The sequence below is a fragment of the Siccirubricoccus sp. G192 genome (genome assembly GCF_019084075.1).
Classification (GTDB): Bacteria; Pseudomonadota; Alphaproteobacteria; order Acetobacterales; family Acetobacteraceae; genus G192.
The window spans coordinates 3,517,431-3,542,226 of sequence record NZ_JAHREN010000001.1; the positions used below are offsets into that span (position 1 = coordinate 3,517,431).

Annotated in this window: 23 protein-coding genes and 3 pseudogenes; 17 read left to right on the forward strand and 9 right to left on the reverse strand. The window is 71.2% G+C overall.

Features of this window, described 5'->3' with window-relative positions; translation table 11 throughout:
* The first annotated feature begins 11 nt into the window (after nt 1-11).
* From KSF81_RS16920 to KSF81_RS16975, 12 genes and pseudogenes are all read left to right on the forward strand, one after another.
* Entirely contained in the window at nt 12-494 is a 483-nt protein-coding gene (locus tag KSF81_RS16920; RefSeq protein ID WP_254453577.1) for a prepilin peptidase, read from the forward strand.
* 3 nt (nt 495-497) lie between these two features.
* Nucleotides 498-1,379 (forward strand): Flp pilus assembly protein CpaB, encoded by an 882-nt coding sequence (gene cpaB, locus KSF81_RS16925; protein WP_217379983.1) that lies wholly within the window; start codon nt 498-500, stop codon nt 1,377-1,379.
* 161 nt (nt 1,380-1,540) lie between these two features.
* Nucleotides 1,541-1,924, forward strand: a pseudogene (locus KSF81_RS32235) (pilus assembly protein N-terminal domain-containing protein); the annotation flags it as partial.
* A 169-nt stretch (nt 1,925-2,093) separates the two neighbouring features.
* On the forward strand, nt 2,094-2,891 hold the full coding sequence (locus KSF81_RS16935; RefSeq protein WP_217379984.1) for a type II and III secretion system protein family protein: 798 nt from the start codon (nt 2,094-2,096) through the stop codon (nt 2,889-2,891).
* A 7-nt stretch (nt 2,892-2,898) separates the two neighbouring features.
* A complete protein-coding gene (locus KSF81_RS16940; protein ID WP_217379985.1) occupies nt 2,899-3,204 on the forward strand; it encodes a hypothetical protein in 306 nt (101 codons plus the stop codon).
* Nucleotides 3,191-4,420, forward strand: coding sequence for a P-loop NTPase (locus KSF81_RS16945; RefSeq protein WP_217379986.1), 1,230 nt, complete (start codon nt 3,191-3,193; stop codon nt 4,418-4,420). The genes KSF81_RS16940 and KSF81_RS16945 overlap by 14 nt, the downstream gene beginning before the upstream one ends.
* Before the next feature lie 343 nt (nt 4,421-4,763).
* Nucleotides 4,764-5,486 (forward strand): annotated as a pseudogene (locus KSF81_RS29860) (CpaF family protein); the annotation flags it as partial.
* 292 nt (nt 5,487-5,778) lie between these two features.
* Entirely contained in the window at nt 5,779-6,747 is a 969-nt protein-coding gene (locus tag KSF81_RS16955; RefSeq protein ID WP_217379987.1) for a type II secretion system F family protein, read from the forward strand.
* A gap of 8 nt (nt 6,748-6,755) precedes the next feature.
* The gene (locus KSF81_RS16960) at nt 6,756-7,682 is read left to right on the forward strand and encodes a type II secretion system F family protein (protein WP_217379988.1); all 927 of its coding nucleotides are present in this window, start codon (nt 6,756-6,758) and stop codon (nt 7,680-7,682) included.
* 3 nt (nt 7,683-7,685) lie between these two features.
* Nucleotides 7,686-8,450 carry a lipopolysaccharide assembly protein LapB gene (locus KSF81_RS16965; RefSeq protein ID WP_217379989.1) on the forward strand — a complete coding sequence of 255 codons (765 nt, stop codon included), beginning with the start codon at nt 7,686-7,688 and terminating at the stop codon, nt 8,448-8,450.
* A gap of 299 nt (nt 8,451-8,749) precedes the next feature.
* Nucleotides 8,750-10,210 (forward strand): hypothetical protein, encoded by a 1,461-nt coding sequence (locus tag KSF81_RS16970; protein ID WP_217379990.1) that lies wholly within the window; start codon nt 8,750-8,752, stop codon nt 10,208-10,210.
* Nucleotides 10,211-10,230: 20 nt separating this feature from the next.
* Nucleotides 10,231-10,485: pseudogene (locus tag KSF81_RS16975) on the forward strand (Tn3 family transposase); the annotation flags it as partial.
* Nucleotides 10,486-10,834: 349 nt separating this feature from the next.
* Here KSF81_RS16975 and KSF81_RS16980 read toward each other — a convergent pair.
* From KSF81_RS16980 to KSF81_RS16990, 5 genes are all read right to left on the reverse strand, one after another.
* Nucleotides 10,835-12,193, reverse strand: a complete 1,359-nt coding sequence (locus KSF81_RS16980; protein ID WP_309139591.1) for a thiamine pyrophosphate-dependent enzyme — start codon at nt 12,191-12,193, stop codon at nt 10,835-10,837.
* Complete coding sequence (locus tag KSF81_RS29865) at nt 12,177-12,599, reverse strand: thiamine pyrophosphate-binding protein (protein ID WP_254453579.1); 423 nt, start codon at nt 12,597-12,599, stop codon at nt 12,177-12,179. Before KSF81_RS29865 ends, KSF81_RS16980 begins: the two co-directional genes overlap by 17 nt.
* A 179-nt stretch (nt 12,600-12,778) precedes the next feature.
* Nucleotides 12,779-13,393, reverse strand: a complete 615-nt coding sequence (locus tag KSF81_RS29870) for an ABC transporter ATP-binding protein (RefSeq protein ID WP_254453580.1) — start codon at nt 13,391-13,393, stop codon at nt 12,779-12,781.
* On the reverse strand, nt 13,290-13,790 hold the full coding sequence (locus tag KSF81_RS29875; RefSeq protein WP_254453581.1) for an ATP-binding cassette domain-containing protein: 501 nt from the start codon (nt 13,788-13,790) through the stop codon (nt 13,290-13,292). The genes KSF81_RS29870 and KSF81_RS29875 overlap by 104 nt, the downstream gene beginning before the upstream one ends.
* Nucleotides 13,787-14,830 carry an ABC transporter ATP-binding protein gene (locus tag KSF81_RS16990; RefSeq protein ID WP_305801205.1) on the reverse strand — a complete coding sequence of 348 codons (1,044 nt, stop codon included), beginning with the start codon at nt 14,828-14,830 and terminating at the stop codon, nt 13,787-13,789. Before KSF81_RS16990 ends, KSF81_RS29875 begins: the two co-directional genes overlap by 4 nt.
* A 170-nt stretch (nt 14,831-15,000) precedes the next feature.
* Between KSF81_RS16990 and KSF81_RS16995 the strand changes: the two genes are divergently transcribed.
* A complete protein-coding gene (locus tag KSF81_RS16995; protein ID WP_217379992.1) occupies nt 15,001-15,255 on the forward strand; it encodes an Lrp/AsnC ligand binding domain-containing protein in 255 nt (84 codons plus the stop codon).
* A 146-nt stretch (nt 15,256-15,401) separates the two neighbouring features.
* The gene (locus KSF81_RS17000; RefSeq protein ID WP_217379993.1) at nt 15,402-15,677 is read left to right on the forward strand and encodes a hypothetical protein; all 276 of its coding nucleotides are present in this window, start codon (nt 15,402-15,404) and stop codon (nt 15,675-15,677) included.
* Nucleotides 15,678-15,688: 11 nt separating this feature from the next.
* Here the strand turns inward: KSF81_RS17000 and KSF81_RS17005 are convergent, their stop codons facing one another.
* Genes KSF81_RS17005 through ggt form a run of 3 tightly spaced genes read right to left on the reverse strand, consistent with a single transcriptional unit; the run spans nt 15,689 to nt 19,305 of the window.
* The gene (locus tag KSF81_RS17005) at nt 15,689-17,185 is read right to left on the reverse strand and encodes an amidase (protein ID WP_217379994.1); all 1,497 of its coding nucleotides are present in this window, start codon (nt 17,183-17,185) and stop codon (nt 15,689-15,691) included.
* Nucleotides 17,182-17,673 (reverse strand): macro domain-containing protein, encoded by a 492-nt coding sequence (locus tag KSF81_RS17010; RefSeq protein WP_217379995.1) that lies wholly within the window; start codon nt 17,671-17,673, stop codon nt 17,182-17,184. Before KSF81_RS17010 ends, KSF81_RS17005 begins: the two co-directional genes overlap by 4 nt.
* 15 nt (nt 17,674-17,688) lie before the next feature.
* Nucleotides 17,689-19,305, reverse strand: a complete 1,617-nt coding sequence (gene ggt, locus KSF81_RS17015) for a gamma-glutamyltransferase (RefSeq protein ID WP_217379996.1) — start codon at nt 19,303-19,305, stop codon at nt 17,689-17,691.
* Nucleotides 19,306-19,490: 185 nt separating this feature from the next.
* On the opposite strand from ggt, the gene KSF81_RS17020 reads away from it, so the two are divergent.
* Nucleotides 19,491-19,832, forward strand: coding sequence for a tRNA-binding protein (locus KSF81_RS17020; protein ID WP_217379997.1), 342 nt, complete (start codon nt 19,491-19,493; stop codon nt 19,830-19,832).
* The gene (gene gpt, locus KSF81_RS17025; RefSeq protein WP_217379998.1) at nt 19,832-20,326 is read left to right on the forward strand and encodes a xanthine phosphoribosyltransferase; all 495 of its coding nucleotides are present in this window, start codon (nt 19,832-19,834) and stop codon (nt 20,324-20,326) included. Before KSF81_RS17020 ends, gpt begins: the two co-directional genes overlap by 1 nt.
* Nucleotides 20,327-20,350: 24 nt before the next feature.
* Here the strand turns inward: gpt and KSF81_RS17030 are convergent, their stop codons facing one another.
* On the reverse strand, nt 20,351-21,682 hold the full coding sequence (locus tag KSF81_RS17030; protein ID WP_217379999.1) for a hemolysin family protein: 1,332 nt from the start codon (nt 21,680-21,682) through the stop codon (nt 20,351-20,353).
* Nucleotides 21,683-22,051: 369 nt separating this feature from the next.
* Between KSF81_RS17030 and KSF81_RS17035 the strand changes: the two genes are divergently transcribed.
* Nucleotides 22,052-24,676, forward strand: coding sequence for a glycosyltransferase (locus KSF81_RS17035; RefSeq protein WP_309139592.1), 2,625 nt, complete (start codon nt 22,052-22,054; stop codon nt 24,674-24,676).
* Nucleotides 24,677-24,796: the final 120 nt, after the last annotated feature.

Below are 24,796 nucleotides of genomic sequence, written 5' to 3' on the forward strand. Positions count from 1 at the left end.
ACTGCATCCTCTTGCCGGTTACCCTGCTGCTCCTTGCTGCTTGGCGGGATATCGCAACCCGCACCATCCCGGACAGCGTCAGCCTCGCTCTGGCGAGTTTTGGCCTCGGCCTCCGTGCCAGCGAAGGCACCACGGCCCTCGCAGCCTCCGCAGCGATCGCGGCGCTGCTGTTCCTCGGCCTCGTCCTGCTGCATGCGCGCGGCGCCCTCGGCGGTGGCGACGTGAAGCTGGCCTCGGCCATAGCCCTCGGCCTGCCGCCGCTCGCGACCTTCGACTTCCTGCTGGCCACCGCGCTTTCCGGCGGCGTGCTTGCCCTGCTCTACCTGGTGCTCCGGCATTTGCCGGCCCCGGTCCCAGCACGCCCCACGACATCCTTGCCCCGCCGGGTCCTGGCCGCGGAACGCTGGCGGATCCACCGGCGCGGGCCTCTGCCCTATGCCGTCGCCATCGCCGCCGGCGGCATCCTGACCCTCATCGCACCCCTCGGAGGCTGACGCGTGCTCCTTCGCGTAGCGCTCGCCTTATGTCTTCTGCTGGCGGCCGGCGGCTTCGGCACCGTCGCGCTCATCGCCTCGCGCCCCGCGTCCGACCCTGTCCTGGCCGCACCCGCGCCCCCGCCGCCCGTCCAGGCCGCGCTGCTGGTGGCAGCGCGGTCGCTGCCGGCCGGAACCCTCGTCAAGGACGAGGATTTCGCGCTGCGCCTGGTCGCGCCGGAGGCGGTGCCCGAAGGCGCCCTGGTGCAATCCGAGGAGGTCCGGGCCGAATTGCGCGGCGCCCTGCTGCGCCGCTACCTCGAAGCCGGCACCCCGGTGGCCCGCACGGATGTGCTCAGGCCGCGCGACCGCGGCTTCCTTGCCGCCGTCCTGCGCCCCGGCACCCGCGCCATCGCGGTCGGGGTGGATGCCGTCACCGGCGCCGCCGGGCTGATCTGGCCCGGCGACCAGGTGGACGTGATCCTGACCCAGGAACTCGATGCCAGCGCCGCGCCCATCGCCCGCCGGGTGGTCGGCGAGACGGTCCTGACCAGCATCCGCGTCATCGCGGTGGACCAGGAATTCACCCAGGGCGCCACAGTCGGCGCGGTGGGCGCCGGCGGCAACGGCCAGCGCGCCGTCGCCCGGACCATCACGCTCGAGGTCCTGCCCGAACATGCCGAGCGGGTCGCCGTGGCCGGGCGCCTCGGCCGCCTCTCCCTGACCATCCGCGCCATGGACCAGGCACCGGAAGGCGCCGCGCCGGATGCGACGGCGTCGGACGCGCTGCCCAGCTCGGTCTTCGGCTCCGATGTCTCGCCCGCGCTGTCCCGCTCCGGCCCTGCCGTCGGTTCCCGGATACGGGTGATCCAGGGCAATGACCTGCAGGAGGTCGTGTTCCGGTGATACGGCCCCTCGGTCTCCTGCTCCTGCTCGGCACCGCACTCGCCCCCGGTGGCCTCGGCGCGCAGCCGCTGCCCGCCCAGGCGCCCTGGCCACGGCAGATGATGCCGGTTACGCCCGGCCCGCTGGTGGCTCAGGCGCAGCCGGCCACGCCCCAAACCGTCATGCTGGAGGCCGGGGGCGGCCGGCTGCTCTCCCTGCCCGCCCCCGCCTCGACCGTACTGGCCGCCGACCCGAGGGTGGCGCGCGTGCAGCCCGCCTCGCCCACCAGCCTTTTCGTCATCGGCGTCGCCGCCGGGCGGACCACGGTGCTGGCAACGGCCGAGGACGGCACGGCGGTCGCCGAATACCTCATCACGGTCCGCGGCGGCACGCCGGCGGAGCCGCGCGCCGCGGCGGCACCCGGGCCGCGCACGGCCTCGGCCGCCGCCGTGCAGGCGGCGATCCGGCAGATCCTACGCGACGCGGGCGGTGTGGTCGTGCGGACCACCCCGCGCGGGATCGTGGTTTCCGGCACCGTCGCGAATGCGGCCGATGCCCAGCGCGTCGAGGCAATCGCCCGCGGCTTCCTCGGCGAGGACCAGGTGGTGCTGAATGAGCTGGAGGTCCTTTCCAGCGTGCAGGTGAATCTGCGGGTCCGGGTGATGGAGATCTCGCGCGACATCACGCGGGAGCTCGGCTTCAACTGGCAGGCCCTGGCGAATACGGGGGAATTTCGTGCTCGGGCTGCGCAGCGGCGCCTCGGCCGCCACCGTCGCCGGCGCCATCCTCGGCGGCGCGGGCAGCACCCTCACGGCGCCCGCGCGCTTCGGCGTCGGCTACCGGACCTCCAGCTTCGACGTCAACGCCATCATCGACGCGCTCGCCCAGGACCGGCTCGCCTCCATCCTGGCCGAGCCCAATCTCACCGCACAATCCGGCGAGACGGCCAGCTTCCTGGCAGGAGGCGAATTCCCGGTGCCGGTCGCGGCGACGGTGACAGGCCAGGTCACCATCCAATTCAGGCAATTCGGCGTCGGCCTCTCCTTCGTGCCGACCGTGCTCGGCCCCGACCGGCTCAATCTGCGCGTCCGGCCGGAGGTGAGCGAACTCTCGGACAATGGCGCCATCAGCGTGCCGCTCGCCGGCGGCACCATCCGCATCCCCGCCTTGGCAGTCCGCCGGGCCGAGACGACGGTCGAGCTTGGCAGCGGCCAGAGCTTCGCCATCGCCGGCCTGTTGCAGCGCAATACCTCGCAGGTGACGAACGGAGTCGCCGGGCTCGACGAGATTCCGGTGATCGGCGCGCTGTTCCGCTCCGACCGGTTCCGCCGCGCCGAGACGGAACTGGTCATCATCGTCACGCCCTACCTGGTGCGGCCGGTTTCCGACCCGCGGCAGCTCAGCGGCCCGACCGATGGCTTCCGCCCCGCCACCGACCTCGATCGCGTGCTGCATGCACGCCAGGTCGCCCGCGGGACGCCGCCCCGGCCCCTCCCGGCCGTGCCGCGCGATTCCGGCTTCCTTCTGGAATGAGGCCAGCATGTTCCGATCGCTGCGCGTCTGTCTGCCGTCCCTGCCGCTGCTGGCATTGCTCGCCGGCTGCACCCAGGACCCCTTCGAGCGGCCGGGCACGGTCCGTGCCCGCGGGGTGAACGACGCCAATCTCCGCGCCATGGTTACCGACCCCGCGCATCTGCAACGCGGGGCCGAGGCTTTCACCTCCCGCGGCGCGGCCGCAGCGGACCCGGTGGCGCGGCTGCGGCGCGGCGAAAGGCGTGAACTGTCGCCCGGTTCGGGTGGTGGCATGCAGCCGAGTGCGATGGGAGGACAGGATGCGTCCCGCTGACGCCGCCCTGGCGCCGCGCGCGCCGATCCCGACCGAGGCCGGGCCCGACCGGGTCCCGCTGCTGGCCTTCCTCGCCGATGAGGAAAGCGAGGCGATGTTCCGCGCCGGCCTCGCGGAGCGGCTCGACTCCATCCTGGTGCGCCGCGGCGGGGTGCGCGCCGCAATCCGGGCGTTGGAACGGGAGCGGACGCCGCGGGTCCTGGTCGTCGATCTCAGCGGCGAGGACAATCCGCTCGGCGCACTGGATGCGCTGGCCCAGGTCTGCGAGCCCGATGTGACGGTGCTGGCGATCGGCGAGCATGGCGATATCGGCTTCTACCGCGAGATGACGCGCGACCTCGGCATCGCCGAGTACCTCGTGAAGCCGTTGACCCGCGACAATGTGGCGCGCCTCTTCGGCCCCCGTGTCGCCGGCCTCACCGAGGCGCCCTCGCACCGGGGCGGCCGGGTCGTCGCGGTCTGCGGCGTCCGCGGCGGCGTCGGTGCGACCACCATCGCGATCAACCTGGCGGTCCATGTGGCCGAGACCACGCGCGGGCATGTCGGGCTCCTCGACCTGCACCTGCGGGGCGGCAATGTGGCGATGATGCTCGGGCTGCGCTGCTCGGCCGGGCTGCGGGTGGCCCTGGAGGAGCCGGACCGGGTGGATGCGCTGTTCGTGGACCGCGCCTCAGTGCCGGTCTCGGACCGCCTGCGGCTGCTGGCCGCGGACGAGCCGCCGGAGGCGGAGCTGGCGCCGACGGCGGAGGGGATCACCCGCCTGCTCGACCTCATGCGCACCCGCTGCAACATCATCGTGGTGGACCTGCCCTATCCGCCCGGCCCGATGGAGCGCCAGGTGCTGGCCCTGGCGCGGCAGCGCATCCTGGTGCTCGGGCCGGATCTCGCCGGGGTGCGCGACACCATCGCCGCACGCAAGCTGCTGGCCGGGTTGCCGGGCGCGGGGCCGGTGCTCACGGTGCTGAACCACGCCGGCGCAAAGGGCACGCTGACCCCGGCGATGATGACCGAAGGGCTTGGCAGCCCGCCCGATGCGGTGGTGCCCGACCTGCCGCGCCACCTGCCGCGCGCGGCCAATCTCGGGCGGCCGGCGCTGCAGGAATGCGCCGCGCTACGCAAGGCCTTGGCGCCGCTGGCGCAGGAGGTCGGCGGCGCCCGCCCGTCTGCCGGCAGGTCTTCCTGGCTCGGGCGCCTGCGTGCAGGGCTCCGCCGATGAGGACCTTTGGCCGCCGGACGGAAGGGCCGCGCCAGCCCGAGCAGCCGGCCTCCCCCGCCTGCCGCGCGCGGAGCCCGAGGTCGCCATCGCGGCGGAGAAGGCGCGGCTGCTCGCCAGGCTTCGGGGCGAGGTCATGGACCGCATCGACCCGGGCGTCGCCGCCGAACTGGCCCCGGAGGCGCTGCGCGACCAGCTCGAACTGCTCGTGCATGAGGTGGCCGGGCGCGAGCGGCTCGAGCTCACCGCGCGCGAGCAGGCGCAGCTCGCCGAGGAGCTGACGCAGGACATGGTGGGCTATGGCCCGCTCGACCCCCTGCTGCGCGACGAAAGCGTGACCGACATCATGGTCAATGGCCCGGATTGCGTCTTCGTCGAGCGCCGCGGCCTGATCAAGCGCGAGGCCATCCAGTTCCGCAGCGGCCAGCAGCTTGCCAGCATCGCCCAGAAGATGGCCGCCCAGGTCGGGCGCCGGGTCGATGAATCGAGCCCGCTGGTCGATTGCCGCCTGCCGGACGGCAGCCGCGTGAATGTGGTCTTCCCGCCGCTTGCGATTGACGGCGCCTGCGTCTCGATCCGCAAATTCTCCAAGAAGAAGATCGATTTTCCCGCCATGGTGGCGAATGGCAGCATCTCCGAGGCGATGGCGCGGGTGCTGGAGATCGCCGGGCGTTGCCGGCTGAACATCATCATCTCGGGTGGCACGGGCTCCGGCAAGACCACGCTGATGAACGCGCTGAGCCGCTGGATCGACCATGGCGAGCGGGTCGTCACCATCGAGGACGCGGCGGAGCTGCAATTGCAGCAGCCGCATGTGGTGCGGCTGGAGACCCGCCCGCCGAACCTGGAAGGGCGCGGCGAGATCACCCAGCGCGACCTGCTGAAGAACGCGCTGCGGATGCGGCCCGACCGCATCATCGTGGGCGAGGTGCGTGGCTCCGAAGCCTTCGACATGCTGCAGGCGATGAATACCGGCCATGACGGCTCGATCTGCACGGTGCATGCCAATACGCCGCGGGATGCGCTGACCCGCGTCGAGAACATGGTGCAGATGGGCAGCATCTCCCTGCCGCCGCGCGCGGTCCGCATCCAGATCACGAGCGCGGTCGACCTGATCGTGCAGGTGCAGCGGATGCGCGACGGCCAGCGCCGCGTCACCCATATCTCCGAGGTCTGCGGCATGGAGGGCGAGGTGGTGACGATGAACGACGTCTTCACCTTCGAATACCAGGGCGAGGACGCGAAGGGCCGCATCCAGGGCCGCTGGGTCTCGCCCGGAATCCGTCCGGCCTTCAGTGACCGGCTGGAGTATTTCGGCCTGCAGGCAGCCTGGATGGCGGCCCTGGCGGGGGGGCCTGAGCATGGCAACCGGCACGCTGCTCATCTCCGGCGCCGGCGTCGCCTCGGTCGCCTGCCTTGGCGCCGCCCTGCTGGTCCTGCGCGGCGGCTCGCGCGTCCGCCGGCTGGAGACCCGGATGCGCGTGGTCACCGGTGGAGGTGGTGCCGCAACGGGCGTGGTGGCGGTGCCGCGCGCCCTCGATATCCGCAGGTCATCCGGCGGAACGCCATTCTCGCGGGCGCTGGAGCGGATCGGCCGCTCCCCGCATGTCCCGGCCGACCGGCGGCTGCACTGGCCCCTGGTATTGGCGGCAGGCATCGTCGCGGCACTGGCCGCGGCCTATTTCGCCGAGACGGTGATCGGCCTCAATGCCAGTCCGGTGGCGGCACTGGTCGCGGGCGTATCCATGGTCCGCTTCATGTTCCGCTGGGAGATGCTGCGCTGGCGGCAGCAGATCTTCCTTCAGATTCCCGAAGCACTGGGGCTTATTCTCCGAGCCGTCCGCGCCGGCCTGCCGATGGGCGAGGCGTTGAGCAATGTCGCGCGCGAGCTTGCCTCGCCGAGCCGGGAGGAATTCGCCCGCGTGGTCAGCGAAATCTCGATCGGCAAGCCGGTGGAAGCTGCGCTGTTCGGCCTCGCGGAGCGCACGGGCCTGACCGAATACTACTTCTTCGCCGTCACCGTCGGGCTGCAGGCCCAGACCGGCGGCAGCCTGGGCGAGACGCTGGAGAACCTGGCGGAAATGGTCCGCAAGCGCGTCAGCCTGGCCGCCCGCATGAAGGCCATGACCGCCGAGGCGCGCATGTCGGCATCCATCATGACCATCCTGCCCTTCGCGGTCGGGGGCATCATCGCAGCGATGAATCCGGGGCATATGAGCCCGCTCTTCACGACGGATTTCGGCTTCAACATGCTGATGGTCGGGGGGGGGCTGTTGCTGACCGGGCTGCTCATCATCCGCGGGCTGCTGCGCTCCGCGATGCGGGACTGAGGTGATCCATGGATGCCGAGGCAGTCATTGCCGCCAGCGCGGCCTGCGCCGTTCTGCTGATCGTGGTGGCGCTTCTCCTCGTTACCGAGGCGCGGCGCGACCGTGACCTCGCGGCGCGGCTGCGGAGCCTCACGAGGACAGGGGCACCGCCTGCCACGGCGACGGCGACCGGGCGGCGTGCCGCCCTCAGCGTCTTCAGCCGGATCGGCGAGGTCCTGCGCAACCGCGCCATCCTGTCCGAACGCGACCTGCTGGATCTGGAGCGGACGGTCGCGGCGGCGGGGTTCAATCCCCGGCGGGCGGTGTCGACCTTCATCGGCATCAAGGTGACGATGTTCGTCCTGGTGCCCGCCGCCGCCTTCGCCGTTGCCAGCATCGAGGGCGGCGGCAATGAGTTGATAGCGATCGTGATCGGCGCCGTGGTCGGGCTGATGGGGCCGAATTGGGCGCTCGGCTTCATGCGCCGCTCCTATATGGCGGCGCTGCGCCGCGGCCTGCCCGATGCGATGGACATGATGGTGGTCTGCGCCGAAGCGGGGCTTGGCCTGGATTCGGCGGTGGCCCGGGTAGCCCGTGAACTGGCCGGCTCGAACCGCGCGGTGGCTGCAGAATTCGCCCTGCTGGCCTATGAGCTGAAGGTATTGCCGGATCGCCGCCTGGCGCTGACCCGCCTGGCGGAACGCGCGCCGATCGATGCGCTGCAACGCCTGGCCGGGACATTGGCGCAGACCTTCCGCTTCGGCACCCCGCTGGCGCAGGCGCTGCGCGTCCTGGCCAATGAATCGCGGCAGGAGCGGATGCTGCGGCTGGAGACGAAGGCCGCGCGGCTGCCGGCCCTGATGGTGCTGCCGCTGATCCTGTTCATCATGCCGTGCCTTTTCATCGTTCTGGTCGGTCCCTCGGTCGTCACACTGTCCGAGCGGCTTGGGGGTTGAGACATGAATTGGCGGACAACCAGGCCAGGAGCGCTGCATCTCGGCCTCCTGCTGCTCGTGGGGCTGGCGGGCTGTGCGGGGGGCGGTGCGCGCGACTCGGATGTCGCGGCACGGCTGCGGGTCGCCTCGGTTGCCGAGGCATCGGGCCAGCCGGAGGTCGCGGTTTCCGTGCTGGCGGCCCTGTCGGCCGCCTCGCCGGAGAATATCGAGATCCAGACCCGCTATGCCCGGGCCCTGATCCGCGCCGGCAACCTCGCGGAGGCTGAGGCGGCAGCCACGCAGGCGCTGCGCCGCCGGCCCGGCGACCCCGGGCTGCTCAGCGAACTCGGCCGGCTGCGGCTGTTGGAGGGCAAGGCGGCGCCGGCGCTGGAGGCGTTCCAGGCGGTGCTTCGCGCCAATCCGCGGGATGTGGCGGCGGCCACGGGACGCGGCGTGGCGCTCGATCTCCTCGGCGAGCACGACCAGGCGCAGGCCGGCTACCGCGCCGCCCTGCTGGTCGATCCGCAGAACCTGGCGGCATTGAACAACCTGGCGCTTTCGCTGGTCCTGGCGGATCGGCCGCGAGAGGCGATCGCGGTGCTCTCTGGCCTGGCCCGCCGCTCGGATGCTCCGGAACGGGTCAGGAACAATCTTGCGGTGGCGGAGGCGGCCGCGGCCCAGGCGGAGCCGGGGCGAGCCTCCGCCGAAGCCCCGCCAGCCGCCCCACCGAGGCTGCCCCAGGATGTTGCAGCCACCGCGCCTCCGGCCCTGGCGAGGGTCACGCCATAGGACGGGCGGGAATGCACGCCTGGCGGTACGGACTGCGAACGGGCCTTTCACTCCGTGAGCGGCGCGGCACGTTCGCCGTTGAATCCTCCGCGGTGTGACGTTCGTTACTGACGGCTGACCGGACCGGGCGTAGCCTGGGGTGGTCGACCCCTCGGCCACCTCCACCCCGGCCCGCGCGGCGGCGTCGCAGCGGCGCGGGCCGGTCTCCCTGGGAGACTCCGATGCCACGTCCGTCAGCCGCCACCTGTTCCCGCCGACCTTCGGCCCCTATCTCCCGCCTCGCCCTCCTGGCCGGCATCTTGGCCGCGGCTGCCTGGACGGGGCCGGCGGCCCTGGCCGCCGCGACCTGGGATCACGCCCATGGCGACGCCGCCAATTCGGGCTTCGCCGGCGTTGCCACCCGGCCGGCACTCAGGGCTTCGGCGACGGTGCCGGGCCTCGGCTCGTTCGCGCCGGGAGCCGGGCCGGTGATCGGGCCGGACGGCACGGTCTATCTCGGCAACGAGCAGGGCGTGCTCTGGGCCCTGCACGCCGACGGCAGCTTCTACTGGAAGCAGCAGCTCGGCGCCGGGCAGTCGATCCAGGCTTCGCCGGTCGTGGACACCGACGGCTCGATCTATGTCGTGGGCGAATACACCTACACCGATCACCGAGTCACCCCGGCGGTCAGGCGCACCGACTCGACTCTCTACCACATCGCGCCGACCGGCGGGGGGTTGTGGACCCGGCCATTCCCCGAGCACTTCACCGGCGTTCCCCAGGCCGCCAGCCGCGGCGCGACCAGCGCGCCGCCCAACATCTGGCGCAGTGGGTCGCAGGCCGCCATCATCGTCCCGGCCGCCTACAAGGTGCTGGGCGGCAGCATGGAGCTCTACCTCCTGGCCTTCCCGCCGGATGGAGGCCCCCCGCGCGAGCAGGCGGTGAGCTACCAGGCCCAGGCGCTAAACGCCGACGATGGCGGAATCCTCAGCACCGCCGGCTGCATCATCACCTTGTGCTTCCTTCACCCCGGGTTCCAACCGACGGTGACCCCGCCCGCTCCGAGCGACAGCCTCCCCGCACACTACACCGCGCCCATGTCCGGCGTCGGGATCTTCACCTTCCCCGGCGGCGGCCTGCCCTGGGTGATCGTCAACGATCCGTGGCAGCAGACGATCGGCTATACCTTCTCGCCCGCGGGCGGCTTCACCGAGATGTTCCGGAAGACCGACCCGGCCCGCGGCTACGCCGCCTCTCCCATGCTGCTGCCGGACGGCCACAGCGTCACGGCCGCATCCGATGCCGACGCGAACAGCATCATCCCCGGCCACCTCGTCTTCACCGGACCTAACGGCGCGAGCCTGCCGAACGTGGGCACCTCCTTCCCGCTCCTCGACACGCCCGCGCGGACCTCTGACCAGAGACTGGTCGTGACCAGCCAGAGCGGGGCTGTGATCTTTCTCCAGGGCACGACCGTGGTCGCCTCGGCCCAGCTCCCTGGGCAGACCATCGCCTCGCCGGCGGTCTCGCGCAGCCACGTGTTCGTCTCGACGGTGAGCTCGTTGCGCACGTTCAACGCGCTGACGATGACCGAGGTCGGCCGCTTGGACTGGGCGGGCGGCGGCCTCTCCGGCCCGGCGATAGGGCCCTCCGGGCGCGTCTACGCGCTGGCCTCGAACACTCTTTACGTCTTCCCGGCGCCGCCCCTCCGCCCTTGCCCCACCTGCACGATCCAGCGCCCGCCTCGGCCCGCCGCGCGGGAATCGGCAGGAGCCCGGTGAGGGTGTCCCGGGCCGCGGCGCGCCTGCGCGACCGCACCGCCGAACTGCTCCAGCACCGGGCCAGCGGCCTCGCCCTGGTCACGGCCGCCATCACGCTGTGGAACAGCGTCTATCCCGGGCGGGCTCTGGACGCCCTGCGCCGCAGCGGCGAGATCATCCTCGACGCCTTGCGCGCCCACCCCGCCCCGCTCGGCTGGGAGCATATCAAGCTCACCGGCGACTACCTCTGTGGGGCGGACGGCACCCTTGGCCCCGACAGGTTCAGGCCGCTGCGGGGTGCCGCCAGGCGTGCTCTCGCGCCCGTTCTTTGGGGTGACCCCTGGCGGTTCCCGCGAGAAGGCGTGCGACGGTTGTCATGCCCACGCGGATGGAGAGCCGCGCCGCACGGGGGTGAGGAGCCGCCGGCTGCCGGAGCCCCGCCGGACTCCCAGGTGTCCGGCGGGAATTGCCAGGCCCACCGCTTCCTGGCCGGGGAGGATGATGGCGCAGCGGATGGGAATACCCCATCCTGCGTCTCATCTTCCGTTCTGGCAATATCCTGCCCGCCGGGAGGAGCCGGTGCCAGGGCAGCGCGGCTGGCCGCATGCGGCCCGATGCAAGCCGCTCCGGCTGCCCTGGCGCGTCTCAGCGGATTCGCGGCACCGTTCGCCGCGGCGCCGGGTTGCGCGCCGCCTGCCCCGGGGCCGCGCCCGCCTCCGCGCCTTCCGCCGCGTGTCGCGCCTGCTCCCGCAGATCGGCGACGGTGGCGCGGTTGGTCACCTGCTCCGGGTTGGTCCGCACCTCGATGATGCTGGGCTTGCCGCTGGCCTGGGCGCGCCTGAAGGCGGGGACCAGATCCTCCGTGCGCTCCACCACCTCGCCATGGCCGCCGAAGCTCTCGATGAATTTGGCGAAGTCCGGATTGGTCAGCGCGGTGCCGGAGATGCGGCCGGGATAGGTCCGCTCCTGGTACATGCGGATCGTGCCGTACATCTGGTTGTTGAAGACCATGATGATGGGGGCGACGGAATGGTGGAAGGCGGTGGCGATCTCCTGCCCCGTCATCAGGAAGCCGCCATCGCCGACGAAGCAGACCACGGTGCGCTCGGGATGCACGATCTTGGCGCCGATCGCGGCCGGCACGCCATAGCCCATGGCACCGTTCGTGGGGCCGAGGAAATCCTGGCCCTCGCGCACATGCATGAAGCGGGTCGGCCAGGTGGCGAAATTGCCGGCATCGGTGGTGAAGATGGTGTCCGCCGGCAGGATGCGCTCCAGCTCCTGCAAGGCCACCGCGAGGTTCAGCGGGCCTTCGTACTCCGGCGCCTCCGCCTGGGCGAGCCGCGCCGCATGCAGCTCCCGCGTCCAGCCGGACCAGGCGGGCTTCGCCACCGGCTCCACCGCCCTGGCCGCCAGGGCGAAGGCATTCACGTCGCAGACCACGCCGAGCGCCGGGCGATAGACCCGGCCGATCTCGGACTGGTCGGGATGGACATGCACGATCGGCGTGGCGCCGGCCATGTCGAGCAGGGTGTAGCCCTGTGACACCGGCTCGCCGAAACGGGTGCCGATGGCCAGGATCAGGTCGCTTTCCTTGGCCCGCGCCACCAGCGCCGCATCGGCGCCGACGCCGAGATCCCCGGCGAAATTCGGCGAGGTGCCGTCGAACAGCCCCTGGCGGCGGAAGGACACGGCCACGGGCAGGTCATTGGCCAGCAGGAAGTCGCGGATCGCCGCCCTGCCCTCCGGGGTCCAGCGGCTGCCGCCCAGCACCGCCAGCGGCCGCTGCGCGCGGGCCAGCATCGCCATCATCTGCGGCACGGCCTCAGGCGAGGGATGCGGCGGCAGGACATGGGCCGGGCCGAGATCCGGCACCTCGGCCAGGCGCTTCTGCATCTCCTCGGAGATCGCCACCACCACAGGGCCGGGGCGGCCGCTGACCGCCACATCGAAGGCATGCGCCATCAGTTCGGGAATGCGTCGCGCATCATCGATCTGCGTCACCCATTTGGCGAGGGGGGGCGAACATCTTCCGGTAATCGACTTCCTGGAAGGTCTCGCGGTCGGTCTCCTCGACCGGGATCTGGCCGACCAGCAGCACCATGGGCGTGCTGTCCTGCATCGCCACATGCACGCCGATGCTGGCATGGCAGGCGCCGGGGCCGCGGGTGACGATGGCGACGCCGGGGCGGCCGGTCAGCTTGCCATAGGCTTCCGCCATGTGCACCGCGCCGGCCTCAAAGCGGCAGGTGACGAGCTGGATGCGGTTGCGCACGGCATAGAGGCCATCCAGCAGGTCGAGATAGCTCTCGCCGGGAACGGCGAAGCAATGCGTCACCCCTTGCGCCACCAGCGCATCCGCCAGCAGCTTGCCCCCGGTGCGCGCCTGCACCCGCCGGACCTCATTCATGAACCATCCTCCCGCCGCAACATCCGTGATGCGGCGCAGGATAGTCCAACGGCGTCCTGACGGGAAACGCGTGCGCTTCCCGTCAGGGCAGCAAAGTTGGCCGTCCCTGAAAAGGTTGGGCCACAGCCTGGAAGGCTGTGGTCCAACCCTCCGCCCGGGGGCGCGTCACGCCGCCCTGGTCAGGCTGCGCCGGCCACCTTGATGCAGCGCGCCATGCGACCCGGAACCGGGCGGCGCGGGGCGGGCACGCCATCGAGGCAGGCGGGCTCGGCCAGGCTGCAACGGGGGGCGAAGGCGCAGCCCGTGGGCAGGGTCTCCAGGCCGGGCGGCGCGCCGGGGATGGTGGTGAGGCGCTGGCCGCGCAGCCCGGCATGGACGGTGGCACCAAGCAGCCCGCGCGGATAGGGGTGCAGCGGCGCGGCCATCATGGCGCCCACCGGCCCCTCCTCCACCACCTTGCCGGCATACATCACCGCCACCCTATCCGCGATCTCGCCGGCCACGCCGAGGTCATGGGTGACGAAGATCACCCCCATGCCCAGCTGTTCCTGCAGGCTCCGCAGCAGCAGCAGCACCTGGATCTGCACCGTGGCGTCGAGCGCGGTGGTGGGCTCGTCGGCCAGCAGCAGCTTCGGCCGGCAGGCCAGCGCCACGGCGATCATGGCGCGCTGGCGCAGCCCGCCCGAGAGTTCATGCGGATAGGCGTCGAGCCGCCGCCTGGCCGAGGGGATCTGCACCAGTTCCAGCAATTCCAGGGCGCGCGCATTGGCGGCGGCGCGCGAGGCCCCCCTCATGCCGCTGCACCGTCTCGGCGATCTGGCGGCCGATGGTGAAGACCGGGTCGAGCGCCGTCATCGGCTCCTGGAAGATCATCGCCACGTCGCTGCCGCGGAAGTCCTGGAGCTGGCCCTCATCCATCGCCTGCACGTCGCGGCCGGCAACCTCGATCGCGCCCTCGACGCGCGCCGTCCTCGGCAGCAGCTTCATCAGCGCCCGCAGCGTGACCGACTTGCCGGAACCGGACTCGCCCAGGATGCAGAGCACCTCGCCGGCGGCGAGGTCGATATCGACGCCATTCACCGCATGCATGGTGGCGTCACGGGAGACGAAGCGCACATGCAGGTCGCGCACCCGGACCAGGGGTGTGGCCTGGGCGCCCGTGGCGGCGCGGCGGTCCAGGACTTCACTCATGCCGCGAGCCTCCCCGCCTGGGAATGTCCGCTGCCGGGCAGCGCCATGTGGCAGAAGGCTTCATGCCCGCCGCCGAGATCGGCCGCAACCGGTGCCCGTTCCGCGCAGACCGCCTCGGCGAAGGGGCAGCGGGTGCGGAAACGGCAGCCGGAGGGCGGGTTGATGGGGTTGGGCGGGTCGCCGGTCAGCGGCGGCTCCGTGCGCCGCTTCGCCGGATCCATGGAGGGGCGGCTGGCCAGCAGCGCCCGCGTATAGGGGTGCGCCGGCCGGCTGTAGATGGCCTCCACCGGCCCCTGCTCCGCCACCTGGCCGAGATACATCACCAGCACCCGGTCGCTGATATACTGCACCACGTTCAGGTCGTGGCTGATGAACACATAGGTGAGGCCGAATTTCTCCTTCAGATCCAGCAGCAGGTTCAACACCTGCGCCTCGACCGATTTGTCGAGCGCGGAGACCGGCTCGTCCAGCAATACCAGCCGCGGCTGCAGCGCCAGCGCGCGGGCGATGTTGATGCGCTGCCGCTGGCCGCCGGAGAGCTCATGCGGATAGCGCCGGGCGAATTGCGCCGGCGCGAGGCCGACCGCTTCCAGCAATTCATGCGCCCGCTCCCGCGCCTCCCTGGCGCCGAGGCCATGCACGCGCGGAGCGAAGGCGATGGTGTCCTGGATGGGCAGGCGGGGGTTGAGCGAGGCGTAGCTGTCCTGGAACACCATCTGCACCTGGCGGCGATAGTCGCGCAGCGCCAGGCCGCCGGTCCCGGCGCTCTGCCCCACCGCCTCGCCGTCGAAGACCATGCTGCCGGCATCCGGCTCCAGCAGCCGCATCAGCAGCCGCGCGGTGGTGGACTTGCCGCAGCCGGATTCGCCGACGATGCCGAGCGTCTCCCCCTTCTGCACCGAGAAGGAGATGCCATCCACCGCGCGCACCGTGGCGACGGCGGCGCCGAACAAGCCGCCGCGTATGGGGAAATGCTTCTTCAGGCCGTTCAGCAGCAGCAGCGGCTGGGCGGGGCCGCCGCGATCCGGGGAGCTGGTCATGGGGCGCATCTTGGCATGGCTCATGGGAAAAAGGCAGCAAGCGCCGTGCCAGCGCCGCCGTGCAGCATCGCAGGGATCAGGCGCCCTGGCCTGCCCGCTTCCTGGGCAGGGCCCCTTCCCCGCCGCCCTGCCCCGCGCCATTCTGCCCGCCGCAAAGAAGGATCCGAGCGATGCGAGCCATCTTCGTCATGGTGAAATGCGAGATGGGCCAAGCCTACCGGGTGGCCCGCGACATGGCCGATGGAATCGAGGAATTGTCGGAGATGCACTCCATCTCCGGCCAATACGACCTCATGGGGAAATTCTACCTGGAGCCGGACCAGGATATCGGCCTCTTCGTGGTGGAGAAGCTACAGACCGTGCCGGGCGTGAAGGATACCTACACCTTGCAGACCTTCAACGCCTTCTCCGGCGCGCGCAGATAGGCGCGCCGGGGGCAACGCCTTCCTGATGCGGGAAAATCCCGTGGAGGTTGCCGCGAAGCCACCATCTTTCTGCCTCCGCGCGCCCTGAAATCGCCGAAGGGTCGCCGCAAGCCTGCGTGATGCTGGGGTTCAAGGAGAACTCCAGCATGAGACGCATCCTCGCCGCCCTTGCCCTTTCCGGCGCCCTGGTGCTCGGCGGCTGCCAGAATCCGGATGGCTCCACGAATTGGGGCAATACGCTGCTGCTCGGCGCCGGCGTCGGTGCGGCCGCGGCGCTGGTTGCCGGCGCGGCCTCGGATAGCGGCAAGCCACGCTACTACTCGCAGAACTACCGGCAGGCACCCGGCTATGCACGGGGCGGCTATTACGCGCCGCCCCCGGCCTATGGCTATGGCCGGCCGCGCTACTACCGGGGCTGGTGAGCGGCCCGGCCTCAACCGAAGCCGAGGAAGCCCTCCATCCCGCTGATCGGCGGCGCCGCCTGCAGCCTGGCCAGATCCGGCACCGGGCGGCAGAGCGCCGGATCGGCGGCGAAGGCCTCCTCCAGCGCCGCCGCCACGGCCAGCACGAAGGCATCGCCGCCGCGCGGACCCACGATCTGCAGGCCGAAGGGCATGCCCCGCGCATCCAGCCCCATGGGCAGGCAGACCGCCGGATGGCCGGTCAGGGTCACGTAATAGGCCAGCGCCAGCCAGTGGAAATAGGTGCGGGTCTGCTGCCCGTCGATCTCGGCCGGATAGAGCTCCCGCCAGGGGCGCGGACTGATGGTGATGGCGGGCGTGATCAGCACGTCATGCCGCGCGAAGAATTCCTGGAAGCCGCGATAGATGCGCGTCTGTGTCGCGCTGGCGCGGGCCTGATCCTCCAGCGAGTAGCGCAGCCCCTCCTCGACATTGGCATGGACATTGGGGCCGCAATCCTGCGGCCGGGTGCGGACGCGTTCCAGATGGCTGGTCAGCACGCCGGCGGCGCGCAGCACCTCGAAAGCCTCGTCGCCGCCGCTGACATCCGGATGCGCCGCCTCGGCCTCGCGGAACAGCGGCGCGATGGCAGCGACCCGGGTAGCGAAGGCGTCGCGGATCAGCCGCTCGGTCGGTGCCTGGCCGAAATCCGGGCTATGGGCGAGGCGGAGGCCGGCGAGGTCGAGCTTCCGCACCGGATGGAACAGCGCCGGCTCACCCCGCACCGCCCGCGCATGCAGCGTATAGGCGAGCGGATCGCGCGCGTCGTCGGAGGCCATGGCGGAGAGCAGCAGGCAGGCATCCGGCACGTTGCGCGCCATGGGGCCGAGCACCGGCAGCGGATTCCAGCCATGCGCCCGCTTCTCCGAGGGCACCAGGCCAGGGCTCGGCCGGTAGCCGAGGATGCCGCAGAAGGCCGCCGGATTGCGCAGGGACCCGCCGGTATCGGAGCCGGAGCAGAGCGGCGCCATGCCGGTGGCCAGCGCCACCGCCGAACCGCCGGAGGAGCCGGCGCAGGACTTCTCGGGGTCGAAGGGATTGCCGGTCGCGCCATAGACGGAGTTCCGGGTATTGGCGCCCAGGCCCCATTCCGGCGTGTTAGTCTTGCCGATGACGATGCCGCCGGCGGCGCGGATGCGCGCCACCATCCCGTTATCCTGCTCCGGCACGAAATCCCGGAAGATCGGGCTGCCATAGGTGGTGCGCAGCCCCGCCGTCTCGTCCAGGTCCTTGATGCCGACGGGCAATCCATGCAGCAGGCCGAGCGCCTCGCCCCGCATCACCGCCGCTTCTGCCTCCCGTGCCGTGGCGCGGGCGCGGTCCGTGTCCAGCGCGACCATGGCATTGACCGCGGGGTTCACCGCCGCCACGCGGGCGAGGCAGCTTTCCAGCAGTTCGACGGGCGAGAGGGCCTTGCGGCCGATCAGGCGGCGGACCTCCAGGGCGGTCATGTCGCAGGGCTCGGTCATGCGGCGAGTTCCTTCTCGTAGAGCCGCAGCATGGGCTCGTCAAAACAGGCGAAGATCACCTCGATCTCGGTCCCTTCCGCGCGGCAGGTGGCGACGGCGATGCGCGTCGCCTCATCGCTGGGAAAGCCATAGATGCCGGTGGAGATGGCCGGGAAGGCGATGGAGTGGCCGCCGATCCGGCGAAGCTCCGCCAGACTGGCCCGATAGGCGCTGGCCAGGCGCTCCGCCTCGCCCTGCCCGCCGCCCTGCCAGACCGGGCCGACCGCGTGGATCACGTGCCGGGCCGGCAGGCGGAAGCCTGGTGTCGTCCGGGCCTCGCCGGTCGGGCAATGGCCGATGGCGGCACAGGCCCGCGCGAGTTCAGGCCCGGCCGCCCGATGGATGGCGCCGCAGACGCCGCCGCCCGGAGCCAGGCGGTCATTGGCCGCATTGACGATGGCATCCACCGCCAGCGCCGTGATGTCGGCGAGGCGCGCCTCCTGCGGCATGGCTCCGCGCTGCCCCTAGTAGCCGATCGCGCAGCCATCCTTGCGCGGGTCGCTGCCGCCGACCAGCACGCCGCGCTTGCGGTCGATCAGGATCGCCTGGCCGCCGCCATGCGGCTTGCTGTTCAGCACGCATTCATGGCCGAGGCGGTTCAGCCGGTCCACCACGCTGCCCGGGATGCCGCGCTCCACTTCCACCACACCCTTGCCGGTCGGCGGCGGGAAAAGGCGCGGGCAGTCGATCGCCTCCTGCACATCGAGGCCGAATTCGAAGTGGTTGGTCAGGAACAGCGTCTGGCCCATGGGCTGGAAATGCCCGCCCATGACGCCATAGGGCATGATCGCCTCGCCATCCTTCATCACCATTCCCGGGATGATGGTATGCATCGGCCGCTTGTTCGGCGCGATGCAGTTCGGGTGCCCCTCCTGCAGGCGGAAGCCGAAGCCGCGGTTCTGCAGCATGATGCCGGATTTCTCGGCCAGGATGCCGGTGCCGAAACTCTCGAAGAGCGAGTTGATGAAGGAACAGGCATTGCCCTCCTCATCCACCACCGTGAGATAGACCGTGTCCTTGTGGCGCGTCCAATCCGCCTGGCCGGCCGGCGGCAGTTCCCGCATCGCGTGATCGTCGGAGATCAGGCCGCGCAACTGCGCCAGATAGGCCTTGTCGGTCAGGTGCCCGACCGGCACCTCGACCTGCGCGGGATCGGCCAGGAAGGCGTCGCGGTCGCGATAGACCAGGCGTGCCGCCTCGATATGGCGGTGGAAGCGCTCGGCGCTGATCGGGCCGGCCTCGGGCGTCGCGAAACCCTCAAGGATACCGAGCATCATCAGCACATGCAGGCCGGACCCGTTGGGCGGGCACTGGAACACCTCCATGCCGCGCCAGGGGATGGAGATCGGCTCCACGAATTCGGCGCCGCGCAGGCCGCGGGCGAAGTCCTCCTCGGTATGCAACCCGCCGAGCGCCCGCAAGGTCGCCACCATGTCGGCGGCGATCTCGCCCTCGTAGAAGGCGTTGGCGCCCCGGGCGGCAATGGCCCGCAAGGTCCGGCCCAGCTCGGCCTGGACGAATTTATGCCCGATGCCGGGGGCCATGCCGTCCAGCAGGAAGCGGCGCGAGGCGGCCTCGTTGCCGCGCAGCTTCTCCGCCGCCGCGGCCCAATCGGCGGCGACGCGGGCATGGACCGGCCAGCCCTCCTCGGCGCAGCGGATCGCCGGGCGCAGCAGTTCCCCCAGCTCCTTCCGGCCATAGGTGCGGTTCAGCAATTCCCAGGCCGAGATGGCGCCCGGCACCGTCACCACATGCGCGGAGGTATTGACCAGCGAGTTCACCTGGCGGGCGCGCAGCGCCTCCGGCGTCGCCGCCGCCGGCGCCCGGCCGGAGCCGTTGATGGCGATCACCTTGCCGGTACCCGCCGGGGCATAGAGGCAGAAGCAGTCGCCGCCGATGCCGGTGGATTGCGGCTCCACCACGCAGAGCACCGCCACCGCGGCGATGGCCGCATCCAGCGCGTTGCCGCCGGCCTTCAGCACATCGAGCGCGGTCACGCTGGCGATCGGCATGGAGGTCGCGGCCATGCCGCGCGTGGCATAGACCGCGCTGCGGCCGGGGGCGTGGAAATCGCGCTTCATCTCGGTTCGTTCCGTTCCTTCGGGGCGCGATCCGGGCGCCATCGGAGATGGACCGGATCCCCCGGGGCCGCTGCCCGGCCCCTTCCAATCCCTGTTGCACGGCCGGGCCCGGCCGGCAACCCGGCGGTGCCGTTCGGCACGCTTGCCCCTTCCCCCATCCCGCCCCGCCGCGCTATGCCAGGGGCATGGCGGACAGCATCACCTTGGCGGATTTCGACAAGGTCGAGATCCGGGTCGGCACCATCATCGATGCCCAGCCCTTCCCGGAGGCGCGCAAGCCGGCGGTGAAGATCTGGGTGGATTTCGACGGCGGGATCGGCGTGAAGCAATCCTCCGCCCAGATCACCGTGCATTACCCGCCGGACCGGCTGATCGGCCGGCAGGTGGTGGCGGTGGTGAATTTCGCCCCGCGGCAGATCGGCCCCTTCCTGAGCGAGGTGCTGGTCCTCGGCCTGCCGGACGAGAACGGCGCCATCGTGCTGTTGCGGCCCGACATCAAGGTGCCGGATGGTGGGCGGATGGTCTGATGCCGGCCGCCCCCACGCCCCGCTACTACACCGTGAGCTGGGACCAGTTGCACCGCGACTCCAAGGCGCTGGCCTGGCGCCTGGTGGAGCGCGGCCCCTTCCGCGGCGTCTGCGCCATCACCCGCGGCGGGCTGATCCCGGCCGCGATCGTGGCACGGGAATTGGAATGTCGGATCATCGAAACCGTCTCGGTCGTCACCTATGACGAGGAACTGCGTGGCGAGCCGCTGGTCGTGAAGCCGCCGGCGGCGGCCGGGGATGGCGAGGGCTGGCTGCTGGTGGACGACCTGGTGGATACCGGCACCACCGCCCGGGTCGTGCGGGCCATCCTGCCGCGGGCGCATTTCGCCACGGTCTATGCCAAGCCGGCCGGCAAGCCGCTGGTGGATACCTTCATCACGGAGGTCAGCCAGGACACCTGGATCCTGTTCCCCTGGGACACCGAGGCGCAATTCGTGGCGCCCATCGCGCGGGCGAGGAACAACGGCGGCTGAAGGCCCCCGGCCCGCGCCGGTTCCCTATGCCGCCTCCACGACCTCCTCCCGGCTGGCCAGCACCTTGTCCACGCGGCGGCCATCCATATCCACGATCTCGAAACGCCAGCCGGCCCAGACGATGCGGTCGCCCTCCCGCGGCACCCGCTGCAGCAGCGCCAGCATCAGCCCCGCTACCGTGTGGTAGGTGCCCTGATAAGGCAGTGCCGGCAGGTCCAGCCGGGCGCGAAGCTCGTCGCTCGGCATCATGCCGTCCAGCAGCAGGCTGCCATCGGCGCGCTGCACCGCGCTGCCTGGCAATTCCGGCTCCTCCGGCGGGCCGATTTCGCCGATGATGGCTTCCAGCAGGTCGGAGGCCGTCACCACCCCCTCGAAGCTGCCGTATTCATCGAGCACCAGGGCGATCCCGAGCGGGTCGTGGCGCATCCGCTCCAGCGCATCCAGCGCCGAGAGGTTGTCCGGCAGCACCAGCGGCTGGCGCAGCGCCTTGGCCAGGGACAATTGCGCGGCCTGCGCAGCGCCATCCGGCCCGGCCTCCAGCGCCTGGTCCAGCAGGTCCTTGGCCACCACCACGCCCACCACATTGTCGATGCGGCGGTCCGAAACCACGAAGCGGGTCACGGAATGGGCCCGCAACGCCTCCGCGATGGCGTCCTGCGGCGCGGCGCGGTCGATCCAGGCGATATCGTTCCGCGGCGTCATCAAGGCCCGAACCGGCTTGTCGGCCAGGCGCAGCACGCGCTCGATCATGTGACGTTCTTCATGTTCCAGGGCGCCGGTCTGGGCGCCTTCCGCCACCACCGCCTTCACCTCCTCCTCCGTCACCGACTGGTCCGTCCCCTGCCGCGAACCGAGCAGACGGAGGATCAGGCTTGAGGAGTGCGACATCACCCAGATCGCCGGCGCGGCGACGCGCGAAAGCCAGGCCAGCGGCCGGGCGACGACAACCGCGATCCTTTCGGGGTCGCGCAGCGCCATCTGCTTCGGCACCAGTTCGCCCAGGATCAGGTTGGCATAGGTGATGGCGACCACGACCAGGGCAAAGGCCAGTTCCGGGGCGAAGCTCCGCAGGCCCGGGATCTCCGCCAGCACCTCGCCAAGCGGGCCGGCCAGCCGGGCACCGCCGAAGACGCCGGCCAGGATGCCGACCAGGGTGATGCCCACCTGCACGGTGGGCAGGAAGCGCTGCGGATCATCGGCCAGGGCCAGCGCCGCACCGGCACCGAGGCTGCCCTGGCGCTGCATCGCCTGCAACCGTCCGCGCCGGGCCGAGACGATGGCGAGTTCGCTCATGGCGAAGGCGCCATTCAGCCCTACCAGCACCAGGATGAAGGCGATCTCTAAGGCGGTGGCCATGCGGTCTCCTGCGGGTGGGTGCTTCTACGCCGCCTTGGCCCGAAAGCGGTAGCCGGGCTGCGGCGGGATCACAGCCACGCGAACGGTCACGCCGCCGCAATGGCGCCACGGAGCCGGCCGGATCGTGCCCTGCTGCGATGCGAAAAACCTGGCGACCCGGTGCCGTCGAGGCCCGGCGCGCGCCTTTCCCCGCCTGGGACATGGGTGCCGCCGCAGCGCCCCGACCGCACCGGCCGAAGCCGGAGTCCCGCATCCCATGACCGCCCGCGCCACGACAGCGCCCCCCCGGCCCCCCTTCCGATGCCGCCAGCCGGTCCTGCCGGCCCGCGCCGCCTCCCGGCCCGCCGCGGACAGGCGGCGACGCTCGGCGTGCTCGCTCTGGTGGCGTTGCTGCACCTGCTGGCCTGGTGGGGCGTGAACCGGCCGGTCGCGCTGCCGGATTGGCATGGCAGCGTCGCCGGCCTGGCCTTCGCGCCCTATCAGCGCGGCCAGAGCGCCGAGACCGAGGACTGGCCGAGCGCCGAGGAGATCGCCGGCGACCTCCGCCATGTGGCGCCCCTGACGCGCCGCATCCGCACCTATACCGTGCAGCGCGGCTTCGACCAGATTCCGCGCCTGGCGCGGCAACAGGGGCTGGACCTCCGCGTGACGCTCGGTGCTTGGCTGGAGGGCAATGCGGCGCGCGATGCCGCCGAGCTGCGGCGGCTGATCGGCGCGGCGCGGGCCAACCGCAACCTCGACATGCTGCTGGTCGGCAACGAGGCGGTGCTGCGCCATGACCTCACCCCGGCCCAGAGCATCGCCGCCATCCGGCAGGTGCGCGCGGCCGGGGTGCGGCAGCCGATCTCCACCGCGGAGCCCTGGCATGTCTGGCTCGACCATCCCGAATTGGCCGAGGCGGTGGATGTCATCACCATCCACCTGCTGCCCTACTGGGAAGGCCTGGCGGTGGGGGATGCGCTGCGCTTCGTGATGGAGAAATACGATGCGGTGGCGGCCCGCTTCCCGGGCAAGCGGATCGTCATCGGCGAGGTAGGCTGGCCCTCGGATGGCCGGGATATCGGCCAGGCGCGGGCCTCCCGCGTGAACCAGGCGCTGTTCCTGCGCGGCTTCTTCCGCGAGGCGGAGCGCCGGGGCCTCGACTATTTCGTCATGGAAGCCTTCGATCAGCCCTGGAAGGTGAGCCAGGAAGGCCGGGTCGCCGGGCATTGGGGCATGTTCGACCTCGACCGTGCGCCGAAATGGCCGCTGGCCGGACCGGTGCGGGAGGTGCCGGGCTGGGGCTTCTGGGCCGCCGGCGCGACCCTTTTCGCCTTCGCCGCGAGCCTGTTCCTGCTGCGCCGCCGGCCCGATATCCGGCTGCCGGGCAAGCTGCTGATGGCGGCGCTGGCGCAGGGCTTCGTCGCCGCCATCACGCTGGTGCTGCTGGCGATGGCCGGAAACTACCTGACCTGGTCGGCGGCGCTGGTCTGGGGCGCCCTGGTGACGGGGCAGATGCTGCTGCTCGGCCTGCTGCTCTCGGACAGTTTCGAACTGGCGGAGACGATCTGGGGCCAGGTCTGGCGCCGCCGCTTCCAGCCGCAGCCGGCGCTGGCCGATGCGGCGCTGCCCAAGGTCTCGCTGCACCTGCCGATCTGCAACGAGCCGCCGCAGATGGTGCGGCAGACGCTGGAGGCGCTGGCCGCGCTCGACTACCCGGATTTCGAGGTGCTGGTGGTGGACAACAACACCGCCGACCCCGCGCTCTGGGAGCCGGTGGCGGCGCAATGCGCCCGCCTCGGTCCCCGCTTCCGCTTCTTCCACCTCGGCAAATGGCCGGGCTTCAAGGCGGGCGCGCTGAATTTCGCGCTGCGCGAGACGGCGGCTGATGCGGCGGTCATCGGCGTGCTCGACAGCGACTATGTGGTGGAGCGCGACTGGCTGCGCCGCATGGTGCCCTTCTTCGCGCGGCCGGAAGTGGGCTTCACCCAGAGCCCGCAGGACTACCGCGATGCCGGCGAGAGCCCGTTCAAGCGGCTGATGTTCTGGGAATATGCCGGCTTCTTCAAGGCCGGCATGGTGACCCGCAACGAGCGCAACGCCATCATCCAGCACGGCACCATGACGCTGATCCGCAAATCCGCCCTGGAGATGGCCGGCGGCTGGGCCGAATGGTGCATCTGCGAGGACAGCGAACTCGGCCTGCGCCTGTTCCGCCATGGCTGGGAGGCGGTCTATGCGCCGCAGAGCTTCGGCCGCGGCGTGATGCCGGATGACTTCGCCTCATATCGCAAGCAGCGCCACCGCTGGGCATATGGCGCGGTGCAGATCCTGAAGGGCCATTGGCGGGCGCTGTTCAGCCCGGCCCGGCGGGAGCTGACCCCCGGCCAGCGCTGGCATTTCGTGACCGGCTGGGCGCCCTGGTTCGGCGACGCGCTGGGGCTGGTCTTCGTGGCGCTCGGCCTGCTGTGGTCGCTCGGGCTGATCTTCGCGCCGGTGCGGACCGAATTCCCGATCCTGCTCTTCATGCTGCCGAGCATCGGGCTGTTCGGTTTCAAGCTGTTCCAGATCCTGGCGCTCTATGCGGCGCGGGTGCCCTGCGGCTGGGCCGACCGGCTGGGTGCGGCGCTGGCCGGGCTGGCGCTCAGCCACACCATCGGCAAGGCGGTGCTCGCCGGGCTCCTCACCAGGCGCGCGCCCTTCCTGCGGACGCCGAAGATGAAGGACGCGCCGGCGCTGGTGCAGGGGCTGGCGATGGCCTGGCAGGAGGCGGCGCTGCTGGTGCTGCTCTGGGCAGCGGCACTGGGCGTCACGCTGGTGCATCGCGCCGCCACCTGGGAGGCGGTGCTCTGGACCCTGGTGCTGCTGGTGCAGTCGATCCCCTATCTGGCCGCCGTGACGGTAAGCCTGATCGCCGCCCTGCCGGCACCTCGCCCGGCTGCGCGGCCAGTTCCGGCTGTGCGGGCGCGGCCCGCGATGGCGCGCGCCATGGTGCTGCGGCGCCAGCGAATGTGACGGCGCGGCGCGGCGGTGGGTCTGGAGCCCGCCGCCGCGCCCGCTGCGCAATAAATTGGGACTGTCACGACTTTTTAGATTCCGTTAAGAATCCAGCAGGAAGTCTTTCATGCGAGGACA